The following is a 17,529-nucleotide window of genomic DNA, read 5'->3' on the forward strand; positions in this document are numbered from 1 at the left end:
GGGCTTGCGGCCCCCGCCCGGTTGCTCTCTCCGCGCTCCGGCCTACCTGGGCAGGTAGGTAGGATACACGGACACGGAGCCGTCGGCGGCCTCGTCGTCCGTGGTCAGGGTGCAGCGCACGAAGTCCTTGCAGTCCGTGGGCAGGACCATACGGCCCAGAACGGTGCCCGCAGCCACGGTAATGGCCCCGGCGGCGGTCACGGAATACAGGGTGCCCAGGGTCGAAAAGCTCGACCCGTCGCTGGAGTGCTCCACGATGATGCTGGCGACCTTGGTGTCCGCCAGGGCCAGGGCCTCCACCACCTTGGCCTCGATCTCGATACCGCCCATGGTGCCGCCCAGTCGCACCACAGCGCCGTTGCCCGCCGCGCTGGCGTTCTGGGGCATGTCCTGGGCCTTGGCCAGGTACTGGCCGTGAACCTTCACTTTGTGCTCGTACATAGTGCCTCCCAGGTTCTGGGAACCGGCGAAGCGGGGGCCGAAGCCCCCGGCCCGCTATTCCGGAACCTCGATGTAGGTCTCCGCGCCGTCCGCGAAGTTGTAGCTGGTGGTGATGCCCACGCCGTTCCACTCGGCGATGCGCCTGTCCACGTGCTGGTCACCGGGGACCATCTGGAAGGCAGCTCCCTTGCCCACCTGGGCCAGGATGGAAAGCGCCTTGCGGTGGCAGTACAGGTGGGTGTTGCTGGCGGCCCGGACCATATCCAGCAGGTCGTCCACCTGCATGGCCGTGGGCATGTGGGCCTGGTTCACGTTGACCAGGGCGGCCACGGTCTCGGGGTTGGCCATCTGCATGCCGAAGTAGCCCTTCATGCGCAGGCCGTAGCCCAGCACACCGTCCGCGTTCTCGTAAAGGTTGCCGCCGTTGATGGCCTGGGTGTCCAGCATGGCCCCCTGCTTGAAGCCGTCGGGGCTGTACAGGCCGGTGGTCTCGCCGGGCACCCAGCGCACGGCCAGGATGAGAAACCCGGTGCTGTCCGTGGCCCCGGCGTCCAGGAGCTTGCCCTGATCCTGGGAGTAGGCCAGCAGGTTGTCGTAGATGATGGCCTGTTCCGTGGTCACGCCGAGGTTGCGCAGGGCCTTGGGCTGTTTCTTGGCGAAGTACTTCTCCTTGCCGCCGAAGGCCTTGGCCTTGTCCTCGGGGCACCACATCTTGCCGCCCATGATCTGCAGGTCCACCCGCTTGAGGTTGGAGTTGACCTCCATGAGCTGCAAGGGCGCGTCCATGTCCACGAACCCGCCGCCGCTGATGTCCGAAACCTCGTCGTACACGTTCCACAGGGCGTGGGACGCGGCCTCGAAGGGCACGGAGGCCAGCACCGGGGTTTCCTCGGTGATGTTGTCCACCTGCTTGGGCTGTTTCTTGGCGTACTCGTTGGACAGTTCCTTGAGCGTGCCGGTGATGGTGTCCGCCATGTGCGTTCTCCTTTACTTGCCGTGGAAAACCTCGCTCTTGAGGAATTCCTCGGTGTCCATGGGCTTGTCCTTCGCGCCGGGGGCCGCGCCCCCTTTGCCGTCGTCGGGCAGCCCGTGTTCTCGCCGCAGTTCCCCGACCTTCTGGAACACCCGCAGCACCAGGGGATCGTTGCCGTGGACCTCGAAGAAGGCCCCCGCCTCCTGGGCTTCCAGGCCCGCCTCCTGCGCCACGGCGTGGAACCCGCGCTTGGCGGTCTCCACGTTGGCCGCCATGTCCGCGCCCCAGGCCTTTTCCAGGGCCTTGGAGGCGGCCTCCACGGCGGCCTTGTTCCGCTCCTCCGTGGACGCGATGCGCCCGCTGACGAAGGTGTTGAAGGCATCGGACAGGGCCTGGGCCTGGGCCTGGGAAAGCCCCAGCTCGTGGGCCGTGCCCGCGTACCAGCCGCTCATCTCCTCGTCGCGCTCCTGGCCCTCGGGAATCTGAATGTCGTAGCCTTCCGGGGTCTCCGGTACGCCGACCAGTTTCCGCAATTCCTTGTCGAAGGCCGCCTTGTCCTCGTCGGTGGCATCCTCCGGCAGCGCGCGCAGCCCGGCCTTCTGGCCGATGAGCTTCTGGGCTTCGAGGAAGGACTTCGCCAGGCCGCCCACCCCCTGCTCCGCAAACTCCTTGAGCTTGTCGTGCGAGCGCAGGGGGATGGTCTTGACCTCGCCGTCGTCACCCTTGACCTCGAAGGTCATGTCCTCGGGGATGGTCTCCAGCCAATTGTCCGGACTTGTCCCGCCGCCTTGTCCGTTGTCGGGGGCGTTATTCTGGGGGTCCATGGTCACTCCTTGGGTTGATGGTTCATTATTTCTTCCAACGTCAGGAAAAGCGTCATCCGCCCGTAACGGGTGTTGATCTGCTCCTGGTTTCCGGCCACTTTCACGCCCCGGGGCTCCATGAAACAGTGCCGTCTGAGCACAGCCAGGAGCACCTGGCCGCTGGACGTGGAGAACGCCGTGCGCAGATGCAGGGCCAGGTCAGCCGCCGGGATTTTGTCCAGGTCCTCGGGTTTCATTCACCCTCCCCGCCCGCCAGCGCCTTGGCCGGGCTGCCCGGCTCCGCACCCCGGGCCAGCCCTGGGTAGGCCTTGGCGATCTCCAGCACCTTGGCTTCCCGTTCGGCCTTGGCGTTGGCCTCGGACCGCGCGCTGCGCAGTTCCTGCACGGCGCCCTCGCTGCGCACACCGGACTGCGGGAATCCCCGCTGATCCATGATGCGGCGCATGTTCGCGTCGTGGTCGAAGATATCCAGCACCTCGGGCGCGCCCAGCTCGGCCATGCCCGCCGCGTCGGAGTAGGTCTGCATGATGGCCTTGGTCTGCTGCTGCTTCTGGGCCAGGAACAGGCTGGACGTGTACTCCACGTCGAGCTCCTGGTTGACGAGTTCGGCGGGCGGCGGGGGCAGCGCCCCGCTTTCCATGCGCAGGCTGAAAACCCGGTCGAACAGGTGCCGGAAGTTCTCGCGCTGCTGGTTCACCAGCATGGGCCCCAAGAGGAACATGCGCTCCCCGGCCAGTTCCGCCACCTCGTGGGCCGTGGGCACGGCCCCGGCCTTGATGCGCTCGCGGATGGCCATGAACAGGTCCACGTAGAACGCCTCGTTGATGTCCCCCTTGGTGGATTGCAGCAGGTCCCAGCCGAAACGCGGGTCCCCGCCCACGCCCAGCGGCCCGAAGTCGTTGGCCGTGGTGTTGCCGTCCCGGCGGTAGTAGTTCATGGCCCGGGGCTCGAAGGAGAAGCGCCCCACAAAGCCGTCGTCCGGCACCAGATACGGCGGGGCCACGTTGAGCTGCCCGGCCTCCAGGATGAGACGCTTCATCTCGTTGATCATGCGCGCGTCACCCAGGGCCTCGGTGCCCGGGCTGTAGCTGTAGGGCGTGCCCGGCAGGCGGTAGGAGCGGGTCACGATGTAGGGCTGCTCGAAATAGCCCCCCTCGGTGATCACCTGTTCGTCGATCACCGAGGCGTAGAACGAGCGGTAGCGCATCCGCCGCGCCCGCCTGAAGCCCCGCGTCTCCTCGTCGGGCAGCACGAAGTGGATGAACTCCATTTCGGAGGAATTCTTGTCGTCCAGGGCCTTCTTGACCTTCTCGGGCAGGTTGTCCGCGCCCCAGAGTTGGGCCGCCTGGCGCGGCGTGCGCATGAATCTGCGCCCCACGGTGTCGGGCTCGCCCATGGCGTTGTCCTGGATGTACAGCTCCGGCAGGGGTATGGCCCGGAAGCGCAGGCCCTGATAGTGCTCCAGGGGCTCGTCCACGAACATGCACTGCCAGCCGAAAGCCCCGGCCTGGCCGTAGCAGACGAACTGCTCCGGGTAGTAGCCGTACAGGAACAGGCTGGAGTAGGCGTCATCCTCCACATGCTCCAGCCACGACCGCCCGGCCGGGGACAGGGCCTTGGCGTACTCCCTGTTGGCCAGGGTCAGGCCGAACCAGCGCTGCGAGGGCGACGAGGCCCCGGAGAGCATGCCCGCGGCGAAGATCCGCGCCGCACGCCGTGCTGTCGAATCCAGCATCCTGTCATCGGGCTTGTAAGGATGCGCGGGCTTGCCCGTGAACCCCTTGAACCAGGGCCCCACGTAGTTGGCCACGTCCTCGTAGAGGCCGTTCCAGGGGTCGCGCTGCGCGGCCATGTCGTCCACGCGCTGCAAGACCTCCTTGGCGATCTCCTTGGAATCGTTGGGCCAGGCCTTCATCTACGCACCCCCAAGCAGGGTTTTCAGGGTCTTGGCGCCGCCGCTGCCGCTGCCGCTGCCGAGCAACCCCTGGTCCGTGGTGAAAACCGTCTGTGTGGCCCTGAGGGCGGCCAGCGCCTTCTTGCGCGCCTTCGCCGCCTCCTTGGCGTTCGCCATGTCCTCGTCCGTGCTGTCCACGGTCTCGGGCACGGTCACGGTCTGGATGGTGGGGGTCTCGACCTTCCCCCCTCCGAAAATGCTGGACAAGAAGTTGCTACCGCCGCACATGGCCGTCCTCCGCGAGATTGATGGCCGCTATCTGCACGTAGCTCTCGTACCCCGCGGCCCTGGTGAGTTTCAGAAACCCCGTGTCCTCGGCACCGCCGACGGAAATGATGCGCGCCGCCCCGGCCTGCCGCGCCCGATCCTTGAACGCGGGCATGATCCCCGCCAGGAACGTGCGCAGCACGCGCGGTGACAGCGACGCGGGCTTGATGATGAGCAAGGCGTCCCCGCCGGTGGCGGCCACGCCCAGGGCGGCCACCCCGGCATGCTCCCCGCCCACGTCGGAGCTGAAAAACGTCCAGGCCCGCCCGCCGCCGCACTCCTCGGGCTTGATGGCCTCGGGCCGCGTGCCCAGTTCCAGCATGCGCAACTCAGTCCGCATAGGCTTGCCTCTGGTGGTTTCCGAGTTCCGGTTGCGTGATGAGCACCCGTTTCCCCGTGTCCGCGTACTCCTGCCTGCGGGCGTTGCTGCGCACGGGCGCGGCGAAGGTCAGGGCCAGGGCGTCCCCGGCGTCCGGGCTTCGCTGCCCCCTGCTGCGCATGTCCTCCTTCCTCTCCAGGACCAGGCGGCCCTCGCTATCGTAGGAGTAGCCTGGCCCCGTGAGGTCCGCGTGCAGCGCGTCGTCGTCCGGGATGTCCGCGGGCAACTCGTCCGTGAGCCAGTCCCGCATCTCGCCCCACATCTCCGACCGCTTGTTGCGGTAGCGCTCCCTGCGCGTAGCCTTGTTTCCGAAATTTACGGCCGTGATGCGTTCGCCGAACCCCATCTCCCGCAACCTGTCCACCACCCCGGCGCCAAGGCCCCCGGCGTCGATGAACATCCTGTCGATGCGCGGCTCGTAGCGTTCCAGCATCACGCGGCAGATCCCGGCCACCTGCATGGTGTCCAGGCCGTGGTGCCGCTTGAGGGAGAGGACCTTGCGCCCGTGGCGCACGGCCAGGGCCGTGGAGTCGTCGCCGAAGCGCGCCGGGTCCACCCCGGCCACCACCGGCCCCCAGCCCACGGCCTCGCTCGCACGGCGCGCCAGAAGCACGTCCCGAGCCTGAATGAAGCTGTCCGCCCCGGTGTTCTGGAAGGCCTCCGCAGCCGTTGCGGGGTACTCCTGGCAGAACAGAAGCGGGTCCCCGAGCTCCGCGATCTTGGCCCGCCTCCAGACCATCTGCCCGAGGCGCAGGCCGTACTGTTCCATGTACTCGGCCTCTTCGGCTTTCAGCACGAAGCCGGGGGGCACGGGCGCGCTGTATTCGGGCTGCCAGAACCAGGGGATGAACACGGCGATGTACTCCCCGTCCCCGGCCTCGGCGCGCTGCCAGCCCTCGAAAAAGAACCCCTGCGGCCCGTATGCCGTGGTCTCGAAGATGACCTCCGAGCCCGGGGCGTTGGGCACGGTCTGCAGGGCGCCGGCCGCAACCTCTTTGGCGTTGGTCCAGAACGCGACCTCCGAGCCGTGCAACAGATGGTTGGTCTGGGACCGGCCCACCTGCCCGGCCCCGGCGGTGCCCACGTTGTACCCGCTGTCCAGCGTGCTGAACCGGAGTTCCTTCTTGCTGGAATAGCGTGTCTTGGGCTTGACCACGGCGGGCAGATTGCGATGGAAGCGGTCCACCATGGCAAACAGGTTGTCCGTGGCGTCCGCCCGGTGGGCCAGGATGAGCGTGGACACGCCCTTCAAATGCGTTGTCCGGTGGTAGAAGCGCCCGGCGATGTACGTGGAGCACCCCTGCTGCCGCCCCTTGAGCACGTAGGCCCGGACTTTGCCGGTCTTGGCGCGCTGCTCCTCCAGGCGCTGATGCAGGTAGAGCTGCGCCCGGTTCATGTTCAGGGGCGCGATGCCACCCACGGCCCCGGCCTCGCCCTTGAGGCGAATCTTGAGGCACTTGGCCGCGTAGTGGATAAGATCGTCGCGCAGGAGCTGGCGGATACGCTTTTCACGGGCGTTCATTCCAGATCCTCCAACGACGCCTCGTGCTCTCCCGTGCCGTCGTCGTCGTCCAGGTTGAACGCCTTGCGCTCCAGCGGAATGACTCGGCAGATCGACGTGGTGGCGCGGGCGTGGACCATGGCCAGGGACTTGAGGAGGTCCACCTGAACGGCCTTGAGCTCCCCGTTCTCGTCCTCGACCAGGAGGTTGCGTTCCACCTCCTCGATCAGCCTGAGCCCGGTCCTGCGCAACCGCGACAGCATCACCTGATGCTCGCGCACCAGCCCCGCCCCGCGCTCGCCCGCCGCCTCGATGACTGCGGCCTGGTCCGCCTGGTCCCTGCTTTCCTCGGCCACGGCGTCCCGGGCGATCTTCTCCCGCACGCGCTGGCGCACGGGCTCCGTCAGGTCCTGGGTCCACCCCTCGCGGGTGATGCGCTTGCGGATGGTCGACTCGGCCGGGCCGAACTCGGCGGCGAGCTGCCGGATGGACTTCTGCCCGGCCCGGTACTCGCTCTCGATCTTCTCCCAGTCGTATCGCCGCTGCTTACCCATCTGCCTTCCCGTTTCCGCGCCTCAGCCCAGCGCCGGGCCCGAGGGACCCGGCGCCGGCGTCAGTGGTGGTGTTCTACAACTGCCAGATCCTGGCCTCCGAGTAGATCTCGGTGTCGATGTTGCAGGCCTGCCCATGGCCGTACGTGAAGGTCTTCATGCAGTACTGCTGGAGGATAAGCTCAGACTCCTCCTCCAGGGTGAAGAAACCATTGACGCACGACCTCAGGGGGATGGCGTAGCTGTCATTGGCGAGCGCGGGCAGGCCGTTGCACAGCACGGCGTCGGCCGTGGTGTCGTACAGCCGCGCCTGATGGCCGTTGATGAAATAGCCCGGGGCCGAGGCCTCGATGTAGTAGTCCCCGGCGGGCAGAGTGACCACGTTGCTGCTCAGGGAGGCCCCGGAGATGGTATTGCGCACCACGGCGTTCAGGTCCCGGGTGATCCAGACGCCCGCGGTGGATGCGCCGCCGCTCACGCCCTGGGGCTTCTGGTCCTGGACGATGAGCATCCTGTCGGGGCTCAGGCACCTGACGGCCTTGTCCTCGGCGATCTTGTTGATGGCCTGGGCCAGCTGGGTCAGGTCCGCGCCGTCCGGGGTCAACCCGGCCTCTTCGATGACGTTGACGATTTCGCTCTGGGTCGCGGGGGTGTTGATTTCCATGATTTCGTCTCCTTTGCCGCAGTGCGGCGGTATACAGTTAGAGAAGCAGATGCATGACGAGAGTCTCTCTTCAGACAGGTGCCTTAGCCACTCGTGTTGCGATCAATGATTCCTGGCTTCTCCCAGCAGCCGCTCCACATTACGGTCCACGCGCTGCAGGGTGGTGTCCATGCGCTCGATGCGCGGTGCCGCGGCCTTGCGGAACTCGGTGTTGGCCTGCACATCGCGGTTGATGCCCGCGGCCATCCAGACCACGGTGAGAATCCAGCCCACCATGGCCACCGCCGAAAACTCCCACCGCACGACCATCTTCCCGGATGAATTCCGCTCAACCATGCTCACGCCTTCGCTTGTCTTCCCAGCAAGGGCGCGATGATCCAACGCAGCCCAAAGGCCGCCGCCACCATGCCCAGCAGGCACCAGCGGTACCAGACGGGCATCCCGGAAATGACCTCGAAGCCGCGCTCCACGTACCCGGCCAGACCGGGGATGAATGCGCAGATCACAGGCAGAGTGAAAAGGATGAGCAGATACTCGTCCTTCCACGAAAACTGAGATTGCCGCAGAGCCTCCTGATCCCAATCCAAGGCTCCCTTGGATTCCTGGATGGCGATGGTGTTCCCGGTACGCGCGGCCTCCAGAAGGGCTTGGGCCTTGGTCTCGGCCACCTTGGCCTCGGACGCGGCCTTGGTTGTCAGGCGCTCCTCGCGGCCCTTGACCCAGGCCGTCACAGGCTCGGACACGGCCTTCGCCAACTCGGAGAACCAAGAAAGAGGATTCCACAAGCTCATGTCCGCCCCCCTACATCCTGAGCCCGGCCAGCCAGAGCATGCCCCCGGCCAGCACCGTGTCCAGAACCAGGGACACCGCCAGCCAGCAGCCGCCCAGGAACAGCCCGCCCGCCAGGATCAAGGCCAGGATGCAGACGCAGACACGCCGCGTCCGCCGCTCCACGTTCTCCCAGCGCGCCTGAAGCCAGGAAAGAATGCGTTTCATCATGCCGCCTCGCCCTCCTCGCGTCCGGCCAGCCAGGCCGCCACGTCGAAGGACGGGCAGGCCTTCTTGACCTTCGGCATGTCCCGATGCCCGCGCACCACGGCTTGCGGAAACCGCTTGCGCAGATCCGCGAGCACGCGGCCCAGGGTGGTCATCTGCTCGTCCGTGAAGTTGTTCTCGGGCTTGCCGTCCTCGTCCACGCCGCCCACCAGGCAGACGCCGATGGAGCGGGAGTTGAACCCCCGGCAGTGCGCCCCCGGACGGGTCATGGGGCGGCAGCCCTCCTCCGCGCCCTCCAGGGTCCCGTCACGCCGGATCACTGCGTGATAGCCGCAGCAATCGAAGCCCCGCTCACGGTGCCAGCCGTCAATTTCGGACGCGCCGATGTCCATGGACGGACGCGTGGCCGCGCAATGTACGATGATGTAATCGATGTGTTCCGGCAGCATGCCCGCCTCCTGGTTAGGGGTGGGGACCTCCGGTTTGGGCAGGACGGAGAAGTGGGATAGGGATGCGCAGGACGGTACCGCCCCCCGCGCCGGAGGCCCCCAGGTCAGGAGCAAGCGTAACCCCGGTTTTTCACGGCATGCAGGAAAAGGCGCGACAATGCACCAGCGGGCAAAAAAAGACTATTGACAGGGAGAAAACGAGCTAAACAAAAAGCCCGCGCTAGGCGGGCTTAGTACAGGGGGAGGCAAATTTGAGCAGTTGCTCATATTTATTCGGAATCTCACTAGATTCTAATAATCTTTGAAATACTGCATACACATCATTTTGTGCCCCGGCCCGGCGAAGAGAATTCGAATCATTGAGCCAGCAATAAATAATCCTTTTATCACCCGACGAGAATTGAAAAAAAAGACGGTGACGATGGGGCAAATCATTCTTTGCCCGACGCCAATGCCTGTATTTTTTGCCAAGGGTATTGCCGAGGAGGAACTCTTTGTGAGCGGGGTCTCGAGGTACCCGTTCAAAAATCGTCCTGTGAACCTTAGCCAAAAATTTTGTCAAAGGATGCTGTTTGTATCCTTTGGGGTCTTTGGCCCGCAAGGCTTTAACATCGTCCACAAGCAATTTGTACTGTTCATCAAAATAACGGTAAAAAAAGAGTCCCCACCCCCCCGGCATATCTTATACCTCAACTCCTTCAATGAGTTCTTCGGCCAAAGCAACCACCTGAGGATCAGGCGCAACGATTTCATTCGGATGTTCACAGCAGACGTTTTCCAGCGACGTCAAAAAACTTTCTATTCTATTCAAATATTCCATATCGTTGTCGTCCCACTTCTTCTGCAGCTCGACGACCAAGTCGGTTTCGCCACAATACTCAGCAGTTTTTACGAAAAAACCCAAGGTAAAATTATCACCTTTCATCTCATAAGCCTCTCTGGCCAACGGCAAGGCCCGCTGCCAGTCATCAACCCGAGACAGAGAAACTGCGTAATTGAATACTGAGTTGATATCTCTGCCCATCTGCTGCAAGGCTATTTGGTAGTGCTTATCCATGTCTTCGACATCTTCACGCAAACAAGCCAACGTTCCCAAGATGATATGCGCTTCACCAGGGAACGATTGCATCATTTTTTTCGCTTCGAACTCAAAACGACGAAAATCAAAAGGACTGAGTGGCCCCTCAGATGCGAGCCGAGCAATTTCCTTGATTAACGGACCAAACTTTTCTTGGGGCACAGGCTGCATAGGATCGCCTCACGAGTTGAAGGTCTGAGGCCTATTCGTATCACGGGAAAGGAAGTTTATCTTGTATAAATCATTTTGGCAAAAATGTGATAGCAAATACACTTCAGCAAAATTCGCTCCGGAAATTATTGCCTCACAATTTGAATTTTATCCCAAAAGTTTAGTTAATTTGCAACCTATCTATAATTACACAATTTTACACATCTTTTCACGCCTCTCTCTCAGCCAGGCCTTGAGATCCTCAGGCAGCGCCCGCCATTTCCCGCGCGGTCCTTCCTGCCAGGCGGGCAATCCCTGCTCCCGCACCAGCCGCGCCACCTCGTTGCGCCCCACGCCGATGGCCTTGCCGATTTCCTCGGTTCCAACAAGACAAATCTCACTCATCCCCGTCCCTCCGGCTCCACGTCTACGGTCATCATCTCGCGTATCCGAACCAGATCATCCAGACCGAATCGATAATCCCCGCTCTTGGGCTTGCCCGTCACCATGCCCCAGACCTTGTGCGGGATTCGCTTGGCGCGGCATGCCCTGCGGATACTCTCCGGGGAGAGCCCCAGGTTCTTGGCCGCCTGCGCCGTGGTGAGGAGCGGTTCCGCCACCATCTCCCGCGCCACCCGCGCCCGCTCCTCGTCCGAGAGCCGTTCCAGCACCCCGGCCAGCACCCCAAACTCGTCATCAGATAGCTTCGCCATACGACTCCATCCCGATGTTCAAAGACTCCACGGCCTCGTCCACCTGCGCCTCGTCCAACCCCAAGTATCGCTCCGTCACGTCCACGCTGCGATGCCCCAGGGCCTTCATGACCACACGGATAGGAAGTTCCCGGCTGAAATCCTTGGCATACAACCGCTTTTCGCGCTCGTACACAGCCCAGGCGAAGGTCTTGCGCAAGGAATGCGTACCTATTCCGCCTTCCAGGCCCAGGGTCCGCGCCGCCCGCCCCACGATGCGCACGGCCTGCCGCCGGCTGATGGGCCGGTTTCCCCCGGCCTGGCTCTGCCACAGATACTGGTCCACCCCCACCAGCCCCCGCGAGAACATCACCCGCAGCCACCCGGCCAGGGCCACGCGCGCCGCCTTGTTCAACAGCACCGTGCGCGAGGCCTTGCCGCCCTTCATGGCCGCCCGCTCCACCCGCACCCGCGCCAGCATCCGCCCTCGCGCGAACACGTCACCCACTCGCAGTGACAGGAGCTCCGAGATCCGGAACCCCGAATTGCAGCCCACCACGACCAAGGCCCGGTCCCGCGCCCGCCACCGCCCCCTCAGCTCCGCGAGCAGCAGAGGAATCTCGTGATGATCAAAAGGCCTGCAACCGGCCATGACATCCCCCCGGACCTGTCCGTATCGCCCTGTAGACAATCCGCGAAACGTCAACTAAGATCCTTAGAAAGCACACAAAAGCTACACAAGCTATACTAAAGAGGAGCATAACAATGCCAAGCAACGGACACGAAGCATTAAGCATCTCTGAAATAACGAAAAAGCAAGGGAGGAATCTTGTCCTCGCATCTCTTGCGATAATCGCAATAACTCGCATCAGCGGACAGTTCAGCGTTTCAATGCTCTCAATAACAGTAAGCAACGCGAACGCTGACGATAAAAATATCATCCTGACCATGCTGTTCTTATTCTGGCAATACTCTTTTTACATGTTTCTTGCTCGAATATGTGATGACTTGATAGTCCAAGGAAAATGTGGTTTCCCGCCACACAAGAAACAATTTTACCACGAAAAGATTATCTTTTTCCTCGACATACTGACGCCTGTATTGATTGCAGTAGGCTTGATCGCCATGATACTTTAGGCATCCTCCCACGACAGGGCCCAACGCCCCGCTTACGCGCCTGCCCGAAACAAAGACGGTGTCCGTCTAACGAACGCCACCCGCCCGTCCGCCCGCGCTGCTCCAGGGCCTCGCCCCGGCGGACGTGCGCCCGCAGATCGGGCACCGTCGAATCTTCATGTCACATCCTCCAGGTGCGCAAAAAGTGCGCATGCGCACCTTCACCCGCGCGGTGCGCACTTTTTCCCACAACCGCCTGAAACGCAAAAACTTCCAGCACCCCACAAACACCGCAAAACATGCCGCGCCAGGGCCCGGCGCTCGACCTCTCCGGGCAGCTTTGGAGGCTCAGGTGCGCACCTGCGCACCGCGCTTTGACTTTGCGCTACCTCTCGCAACCTGTGTTCACCTTTGCGCACTATGTTCCCCGATCTTTCCCGTTGCCGGATTCTGGGACCTTTTTTCCTGTTTCCAGTAGTTCCGCAGCCCCCGCGCCCAGCCCAGCGTGTACCAGACGGCCAAGGCCAGGATGCCCCATTGCTCGTGCCGCACGGCGGTCCAGATCCAGGCCGGTTGCGACGCCAGCCCCAGCACATACCCCCACCGCCGCCACGGCCCGGACGACCCCACCAGCCACACGGCCAGGCCCCCGAGCACGGCGATCCAGGCCTGCGCCACGGCTTCCATCACGCCGCCTCCTCCACGTCGTCCACCGACGCCTGCCCGAGCACGGCCTCAACCCCGCCGTCCTTCACCAGCCGCAGCGGGAACACCGTACCCGGCTCCAAACCCTTGGCCGTGAGGAACGTATGGCAGCTCACCAGCCCCAGCCCCTGCTTCTCCACCGTGACCGACATGCTCCACGGCGTCTTCTCCCGCTCGAACCGCATCCCCAGAACCCTATCGGCAGCGCTGTAGAACAGCACCACGTTGCGCCGCTTCTCCACCCCGAACGCCTGCATGGCGCCCACGGTCAGCCGCAGGGCCAAACGCTTCTTGCCCACCCTGCCGGTTTCTCTCACGATGGCCTCCACGCGCGGCGGCGGGCGCGGATCGAACCGCTCCAGGCAGAACCCGGCCAGAAACAGCAACCCTTCCGGCTCCCCGGCCTCGGCCTCGCCCGCCCGCTCCTCCCCGGCCAGCGCAGCCCGCTCGTCCAGCGTGAGCACGCCGGAGTCAAGCAACGCCGCAGCCGGATAACGCGGCCCCGGCGACTCCGCGGCGTCCAGCATCTCCTCGGCCGCCTCGGACCCCAGGCCCACGGCCCGCCCCTCGTCCCCGGCCCCGTCATCGCGCAGCAGATGCGCCGCCACGGGCAACCCCAGCTCCAGCCAGTAGTCCGCAACCCGGCCCTTGTCCCAGGTCCACACCCCGTCCACCAGGACGATCTGCCCCTTGCGCTCCCGGGCGTAGCACGTCCCGCACTTGTCCCGGCTCACAATGGCCATCTCCCGCCCACACGCCACGCATATTCCCCGCGCCGTCTTCGCCATGCCGCTCTCCTTTGGCTTTTCCTGCTCCCCGGCTCCGGGCTGCGGCTTCACGCACCGCTTCTCCATCAGCCGGTCAAACACTTCTGCTTTCGTCAGTATCGCCATCCGGCGCCTCCTCTTTTTTCACCCTGTGCCCGTCGCTGGCCAGGAACCGCCCATTGAAGCAGTCCGCGCTGCAACACTTTATCGCCGCCCAACGCTCGTCCGACCACTCGGCCTTGCGCTCGATGATCTTCCCGCAAGGGCAGCGCTTGGTTTCGGGCCCGGCCACCTAGCCCCCCACGGCCCGCTCCGGCCGGAATTCCGCCAGAATATCCTCGGCCTGTTCCCGCGCCGCCGCCGCCACCTTGGGGTCCGGCTCCGCATACCCGGCGCCCTGCGCAAACTTGGTCCTGGCAAAGGTTTCCAGTTGCGCACGCGCCCCCTCGTCCGCCTCATACCGAGCCACGGCCCGCGCCATCGGCCCGGGCGCGCAAATCGCCAGGTCCACGTAATACCGCCGCCCCTCCTCGCTCAGGCCATCCCATCTCGCCTGCGCCTCGTCCATCTGGCGGGCTGTGGCCCTGTTGTTCTCCCGCTTCTCCAGCGCCTGCTCTTCGGCCCGCGTGTCCGGAGGGGACGGTTGCAGGTCCTCGTCCTCCCAGCGCCGCCCGCGCAGCCAGCCCTCGGCCCACTTGGGCGTCCCGCCCTTGTCCAGCAACTCCACCCTGCGCCGGGCCTCCAGGGCTGCGGCGGCCACAATCCGCGAGCACAGCGCGTCCGTGAGCTCCGGAATCTCCAGCCACGCATCCGCGGCCTCGGCCTTGCCCTTCTTCCAGGCGAACGCGGCCCAGAACCGCTCGAACCACTCCAGACGCTTGCCCTGGAGCTTTTTTTTCTTGCGGGTCAGATAGACGCGCCCCGCATCCGGCGCAGCCGATGCGGAATACTTGCCTTGTCCTGGTTTACTAGCGGTGGATACAGGTACAAGAGTAGGAGATGGAGATGGAAGAGGGGCATTGCCCGTTTCAGAATCCGCATTGCCCTTCGCATGCGCTCCGCATTGCCCTTCGCATGCGCCCCGCATGCCGTCCGCATCCTCAACGCTTGCCTTGGCCATGCCCAGGGCATCGTTTTCCGGAGCGTCCTGCCCTGCCTCGGGCCCCGGCCCGGGCCGCTCCCAGCGCGCGGCCGCCGCTTTTTTCGCGGCCTGGCTGCGACGGCCGGCGTTGACCACCCAGCCCTGGTGTTCCCCCCAGTCGTGCAGCGCATACACCCCGCCCGCCTCGTCCAGGAACCCGGCGGCCTTGAGCGCGTCCACAAACGCCTGCGGCTCCCCGGGCCACCCCGCCTCGTCCGCCACGTCCCCGGCGCTCATCCCCACGAGCACCCCGTCCGGATGGTTCGCCGCCGTGGCCAGCCACAGGTCCAACAGGTAGTCCGTGGCCCCGGGCCCGCGCCCGAGCAGCCGCGCCAGCTTCCGCCTCTTGCGATGCCCCGCGAATGAAAGGGCGATGCGAATGTCCTGAACAGCCATGTTTCGTCCCGCGTGTTGTTCAAACCGCCAGCAATCCCGCCTCGCGCCGTATCCACTCCTCGGCCATGGCCGCGTAGGCCGGATTCAATTCAATGCCCACGTACCGGCGACCCAATTTCGAGGCCACCAGACACGTAGTCCCAGATCCGGCAAACGGGTCCAGGACTACGCCGCCAGACGGGCAAACCATCTTGACCAGCCACGACATAAGGGCCTGGGGCTTGACCGTGGGGTGCTCGTTGCCTTCGCCCCTGTCTCTGGAGTCCGCCTTCGAGCAAAAGAAAAATCGCGAGGCCCCGCCTGAATCGCCGTAGCCGTCCCAGCCTACGTGCTGTCTGTCCTGGTAAGTGTTCTTGTGAGGCGCGGACAAGGTGCTCTTGGAAATACTGCCCCCGGCCTTTCGCTCTCCGCTCTCGGCGTCCACGGCCGCAGCCGCCATTTCGTCCAGGGCCACGTTCGCAGGCCAACGACCGGATGCGGACTTGCAGGCGTCGATATCCAAGAGCCCTGTGCCGTGATCCTCGTAGTTCGCCTCGATGGAGCCTGCGGCCAGCGGCTTGCGGGCTAGGATGATAGGTTCCCAGGCAGGCTTGAGAGCTGTCCCGAGGCTTCCCAGGTTTTTAGACTTGGGGAAGCCCTGGCCGTGGAGCCAGGAAAGCACGTCGCGGATCTGGAACCCGGCGTCCTCGCTGTTGCAGGTCAGCCGATGGAACGTGCGGGGGGCGCCGAAGGCGACCATGTGCGCCCCTGGCTTCATCACGCGCAGGACAGCGGCCCATAGCTCCACGTCTGGAATCTCAGCGTCCCAGGCGTTGCCCATGAACCCGGTACGGGGCGCGACCCTGTTTCGGTTCTTTGGGTTCGGCGATGCGCTGCGGTAGTTCTGGCCTCCGGTCAGGGCGTAGGGCGGATCAGTGACCACGCAATGCACCGAGTCCTCGGGCAGGCCGCGCAACACCTCCAGCGCGTCGCCAACCAGAATGCGGCCCACGGGCAGACTCACCCCACCACCTCCAGCCCCGTGCAGGGCACCGGCCCGGCCATGCCCACCACGTCCACGAACCACTGCCGCCCGTCGTGCCAGGGCTCGGTCTTGGTGCGCGTGAGCGTGGCCCCGGCCTCCCCGGCGGCCCGCACCCGGGCCTGCTTGGCGTTGGCTTGGCTGCCGTCGTGCTCGCGCACCACGGGCCCGGACATGTTCACCCGCACCAGCGTCCCGCGCGGGATGCGAGGCGGCCTCGTGGGCGCGAAGGCCGCAAACGCCACCCCCAACTCCCCGCACGCCGCCTCCTGGACCAGCAGCGCCACGGCCCCCATGTCGAACACCCCGGCCCGCCCGGCCGTGCCGCGTTCCCAGGCCTCCCCGCGCATCACGCGGAAAAGCCCCTCCCCGGCCCCGGAATCCCAATACCTGGCGGGAAAAAGATGGAAAACAACGAGGGTGTTTTTCCCTCTTCGTATGGGGATGTTCATGACAGGCTGATATTTGCAGCGCATCAAACCTCCAAAAAACACAATGAACTACAAACTTTTTTTGAGCGTTGGTTTACGAAATCAACATACGCATGATATTTTATAAAAGTGTTGGGGAAGTTTTTTAATTAAAAATTAAATGGAGGTTAATGAATTATGAAATTTAAAAATTGTAAAATTGTTGTTAATGTTAAAAATTATTCTGTTGTGAAAAAAAATAATTATCTTTGGAAAATAATCATTTCCATTATTTTACTGATCATTGAACTAATTTTTTAAAATCAAAAATTGTACTTATTAGTATTTATTACTTATTACGCCACAATATATTCAAAAAACTACCCACCACATCAAATTTTAAATTGTAACAACCTACGCAGAAACCCTGGCTGCGCTCCGACTTCACTCCCCCGCCCCCTGCGCGCCAGCCCGGCCAGCCGCTCGGCCTCCGGGTCCTCGAAGTCCCCGGCGGAGAGCCGCACGTCCAGGCCCCGCGCCGCAAATTCCCGCTCGTACACCGCCGCGTACACGCGCAGCGCGGCCACGGCCCGGGCCACGGCCCCGTCCACATGCGCCGGGTACAGCCCCACCCCGCCGGGCAGCATGCCCACGGCCTCCAGCACGCCGCCCAGGGCCTGACCCATGGTCATGTCTGCGGGCGCTTCCACCCGCTCCCGCTCCACCACGCGCCCCACGGGCCGCGCCATGGCCGTGAGCGCCGCGTCGATGAGCGCGTCTATCTCCGCTATCCGCGCCGGTCTGGCATCGGTCTGCGCCGCCTGTGCGAGGGCCAGCAGGTCCCCCAGCTTGTCCAGCGGGTTGCGCTCCGGCTGTTCGGAAAAAAGCTGATTCGCGCAGTAGCGCTGCGCCTGCCGCTCCCCTACGCCCATGGCCTGCCCAAACCCCACGACGCCCACCACGCGCCTGAGCGCCCCCATTATCTCCCACGTCCCCCATGTCCGTTTCCGAGTCATGCCGTCCTCGCCTCCCGCGCAAAAAGTGGTATGCTTAG

Annotated in this window: 26 protein-coding genes; 1 reads left to right on the forward strand and 25 read right to left on the reverse strand. The window is 64.0% G+C overall.

Annotated features, from left to right (window positions below; genetic code table 11):
• Positions 1 to 42: 42 nt before the first annotated feature.
• The 19 genes from ACYYG1_RS08755 to ACYYG1_RS08845 all read right to left on the reverse strand — a co-directional run bounded on the left by ACYYG1_RS08755 (position 43) and on the right by ACYYG1_RS08845 (position 11,571).
• Positions 43 to 441 (reverse strand): hypothetical protein, encoded by a 399-nt coding sequence (locus ACYYG1_RS08755; protein ID WP_461209921.1) that lies wholly within the window; start codon positions 439 to 441, stop codon positions 43 to 45.
• A gap of 54 nt (positions 442 to 495) precedes the next feature.
• Positions 496 to 1,416 (reverse strand): major capsid protein, encoded by a 921-nt coding sequence (locus ACYYG1_RS08760; RefSeq protein ID WP_461209922.1) that lies wholly within the window; start codon positions 1,414 to 1,416, stop codon positions 496 to 498.
• 12 nt (positions 1,417 to 1,428) lie between these two features.
• Entirely contained in the window at positions 1,429 to 2,238 is an 810-nt protein-coding gene (locus ACYYG1_RS08765) for a hypothetical protein (RefSeq protein ID WP_461209923.1), read from the reverse strand.
• Between the two features lie 2 nt (positions 2,239 to 2,240).
• Positions 2,241 to 2,474, reverse strand: coding sequence for a hypothetical protein (locus ACYYG1_RS08770; protein ID WP_461209924.1), 234 nt, complete (start codon positions 2,472 to 2,474; stop codon positions 2,241 to 2,243).
• Positions 2,471 to 4,153, reverse strand: a complete 1,683-nt coding sequence (locus ACYYG1_RS08775; protein WP_461209925.1) for a portal protein — start codon at positions 4,151 to 4,153, stop codon at positions 2,471 to 2,473. The genes ACYYG1_RS08770 and ACYYG1_RS08775 overlap by 4 nt, the downstream gene beginning before the upstream one ends.
• Positions 4,154 to 4,420 carry a hypothetical protein gene (locus ACYYG1_RS08780; protein ID WP_461209926.1) on the reverse strand — a complete coding sequence of 89 codons (267 nt, stop codon included), beginning with the start codon at positions 4,418 to 4,420 and terminating at the stop codon, positions 4,154 to 4,156.
• A complete protein-coding gene (locus ACYYG1_RS08785; protein WP_461209927.1) occupies positions 4,407 to 4,799 on the reverse strand; it encodes a hypothetical protein in 393 nt (130 codons plus the stop codon). The genes ACYYG1_RS08780 and ACYYG1_RS08785 overlap by 14 nt, the downstream gene beginning before the upstream one ends.
• The gene (locus ACYYG1_RS08790; protein ID WP_461209928.1) at positions 4,789 to 6,360 is read right to left on the reverse strand and encodes a terminase large subunit; all 1,572 of its coding nucleotides are present in this window, start codon (positions 6,358 to 6,360) and stop codon (positions 4,789 to 4,791) included. The genes ACYYG1_RS08785 and ACYYG1_RS08790 overlap by 11 nt, the downstream gene beginning before the upstream one ends.
• Positions 6,357 to 6,893, reverse strand: a complete 537-nt coding sequence (locus tag ACYYG1_RS08795) for a hypothetical protein (protein WP_461209929.1) — start codon at positions 6,891 to 6,893, stop codon at positions 6,357 to 6,359. Before ACYYG1_RS08795 ends, ACYYG1_RS08790 begins: the two co-directional genes overlap by 4 nt.
• Positions 6,894 to 6,966: 73 nt before the next feature.
• A complete protein-coding gene (locus tag ACYYG1_RS08800; protein WP_461209930.1) occupies positions 6,967 to 7,554 on the reverse strand; it encodes a hypothetical protein in 588 nt (195 codons plus the stop codon).
• A 102-nt stretch (positions 7,555 to 7,656) separates the two neighbouring features.
• The gene (locus ACYYG1_RS08805) at positions 7,657 to 7,857 is read right to left on the reverse strand and encodes a hypothetical protein (protein ID WP_461209931.1); all 201 of its coding nucleotides are present in this window, start codon (positions 7,855 to 7,857) and stop codon (positions 7,657 to 7,659) included.
• 35 nt (positions 7,858 to 7,892) lie between these two features.
• Positions 7,893 to 8,345 (reverse strand): hypothetical protein, encoded by a 453-nt coding sequence (locus ACYYG1_RS08810; protein ID WP_461209932.1) that lies wholly within the window; start codon positions 8,343 to 8,345, stop codon positions 7,893 to 7,895.
• Between the two features lie 10 nt (positions 8,346 to 8,355).
• Positions 8,356 to 8,553 carry a hypothetical protein gene (locus ACYYG1_RS08815; RefSeq protein WP_461209933.1) on the reverse strand — a complete coding sequence of 66 codons (198 nt, stop codon included), beginning with the start codon at positions 8,551 to 8,553 and terminating at the stop codon, positions 8,356 to 8,358.
• Positions 8,550 to 8,999 carry an N-acetylmuramoyl-L-alanine amidase gene (locus ACYYG1_RS08820; protein WP_461209934.1) on the reverse strand — a complete coding sequence of 150 codons (450 nt, stop codon included), beginning with the start codon at positions 8,997 to 8,999 and terminating at the stop codon, positions 8,550 to 8,552. The genes ACYYG1_RS08815 and ACYYG1_RS08820 overlap by 4 nt, the downstream gene beginning before the upstream one ends.
• Positions 9,000 to 9,219: 220 nt before the next feature.
• Complete coding sequence (locus tag ACYYG1_RS08825) at positions 9,220 to 9,678, reverse strand: type II toxin-antitoxin system YhaV family toxin (protein ID WP_461209935.1); 459 nt, start codon at positions 9,676 to 9,678, stop codon at positions 9,220 to 9,222.
• Positions 9,679 to 9,681: 3 nt separating this feature from the next.
• Positions 9,682 to 10,248 carry a hypothetical protein gene (locus ACYYG1_RS08830; RefSeq protein WP_461209936.1) on the reverse strand — a complete coding sequence of 189 codons (567 nt, stop codon included), beginning with the start codon at positions 10,246 to 10,248 and terminating at the stop codon, positions 9,682 to 9,684.
• Between the two features lie 186 nt (positions 10,249 to 10,434).
• Positions 10,435 to 10,632 (reverse strand): helix-turn-helix domain-containing protein, encoded by a 198-nt coding sequence (locus ACYYG1_RS08835; protein WP_461209937.1) that lies wholly within the window; start codon positions 10,630 to 10,632, stop codon positions 10,435 to 10,437.
• Positions 10,629 to 10,940 (reverse strand): helix-turn-helix domain-containing protein, encoded by a 312-nt coding sequence (locus ACYYG1_RS08840; protein WP_461209938.1) that lies wholly within the window; start codon positions 10,938 to 10,940, stop codon positions 10,629 to 10,631. Before ACYYG1_RS08840 ends, ACYYG1_RS08835 begins: the two co-directional genes overlap by 4 nt.
• On the reverse strand, positions 10,924 to 11,571 hold the full coding sequence (locus ACYYG1_RS08845; protein ID WP_461209939.1) for a tyrosine-type recombinase/integrase: 648 nt from the start codon (positions 11,569 to 11,571) through the stop codon (positions 10,924 to 10,926). The genes ACYYG1_RS08840 and ACYYG1_RS08845 overlap by 17 nt, the downstream gene beginning before the upstream one ends.
• A 113-nt stretch (positions 11,572 to 11,684) precedes the next feature.
• On the opposite strand from ACYYG1_RS08845, the gene ACYYG1_RS08850 reads away from it, so the two are divergent.
• Entirely contained in the window at positions 11,685 to 12,056 is a 372-nt protein-coding gene (locus ACYYG1_RS08850; RefSeq protein WP_461209940.1) for a hypothetical protein, read from the forward strand.
• A 384-nt stretch (positions 12,057 to 12,440) separates the two neighbouring features.
• Here the strand turns inward: ACYYG1_RS08850 and ACYYG1_RS08855 are convergent, their stop codons facing one another.
• The 6 genes from ACYYG1_RS08855 to ACYYG1_RS08880 form a co-directional block, all read right to left on the reverse strand.
• Positions 12,441 to 12,725, reverse strand: a complete 285-nt coding sequence (locus tag ACYYG1_RS08855; RefSeq protein WP_461209941.1) for a hypothetical protein — start codon at positions 12,723 to 12,725, stop codon at positions 12,441 to 12,443.
• Complete coding sequence (locus ACYYG1_RS08860; protein WP_461209942.1) at positions 12,722 to 13,474, reverse strand: hypothetical protein; 753 nt, start codon at positions 13,472 to 13,474, stop codon at positions 12,722 to 12,724. Before ACYYG1_RS08860 ends, ACYYG1_RS08855 begins: the two co-directional genes overlap by 4 nt.
• Before the next feature lie 325 nt (positions 13,475 to 13,799).
• Positions 13,800 to 15,044 (reverse strand): hypothetical protein, encoded by a 1,245-nt coding sequence (locus tag ACYYG1_RS08865; RefSeq protein ID WP_461209943.1) that lies wholly within the window; start codon positions 15,042 to 15,044, stop codon positions 13,800 to 13,802.
• Positions 15,045 to 15,063: 19 nt separating this feature from the next.
• Positions 15,064 to 16,047 (reverse strand): DNA-methyltransferase, encoded by a 984-nt coding sequence (locus ACYYG1_RS08870; RefSeq protein ID WP_461209944.1) that lies wholly within the window; start codon positions 16,045 to 16,047, stop codon positions 15,064 to 15,066.
• Positions 16,044 to 16,418: a hypothetical protein gene (locus ACYYG1_RS08875; RefSeq protein WP_461209945.1), complete on the reverse strand. Its 375-nt coding sequence runs from the start codon at positions 16,416 to 16,418 to the stop codon at positions 16,044 to 16,046. The genes ACYYG1_RS08870 and ACYYG1_RS08875 overlap by 4 nt, the downstream gene beginning before the upstream one ends.
• Before the next feature lie 449 nt (positions 16,419 to 16,867).
• Positions 16,868 to 17,455: a hypothetical protein gene (locus tag ACYYG1_RS08880; protein WP_461209946.1), complete on the reverse strand. Its 588-nt coding sequence runs from the start codon at positions 17,453 to 17,455 to the stop codon at positions 16,868 to 16,870.
• Between the last annotated feature and the right edge of the window lie 74 nt (positions 17,456 to 17,529).

The sequence above is a fragment of the Desulfocurvus sp. DL1XJH-121 genome, from assembly GCF_054819825.1.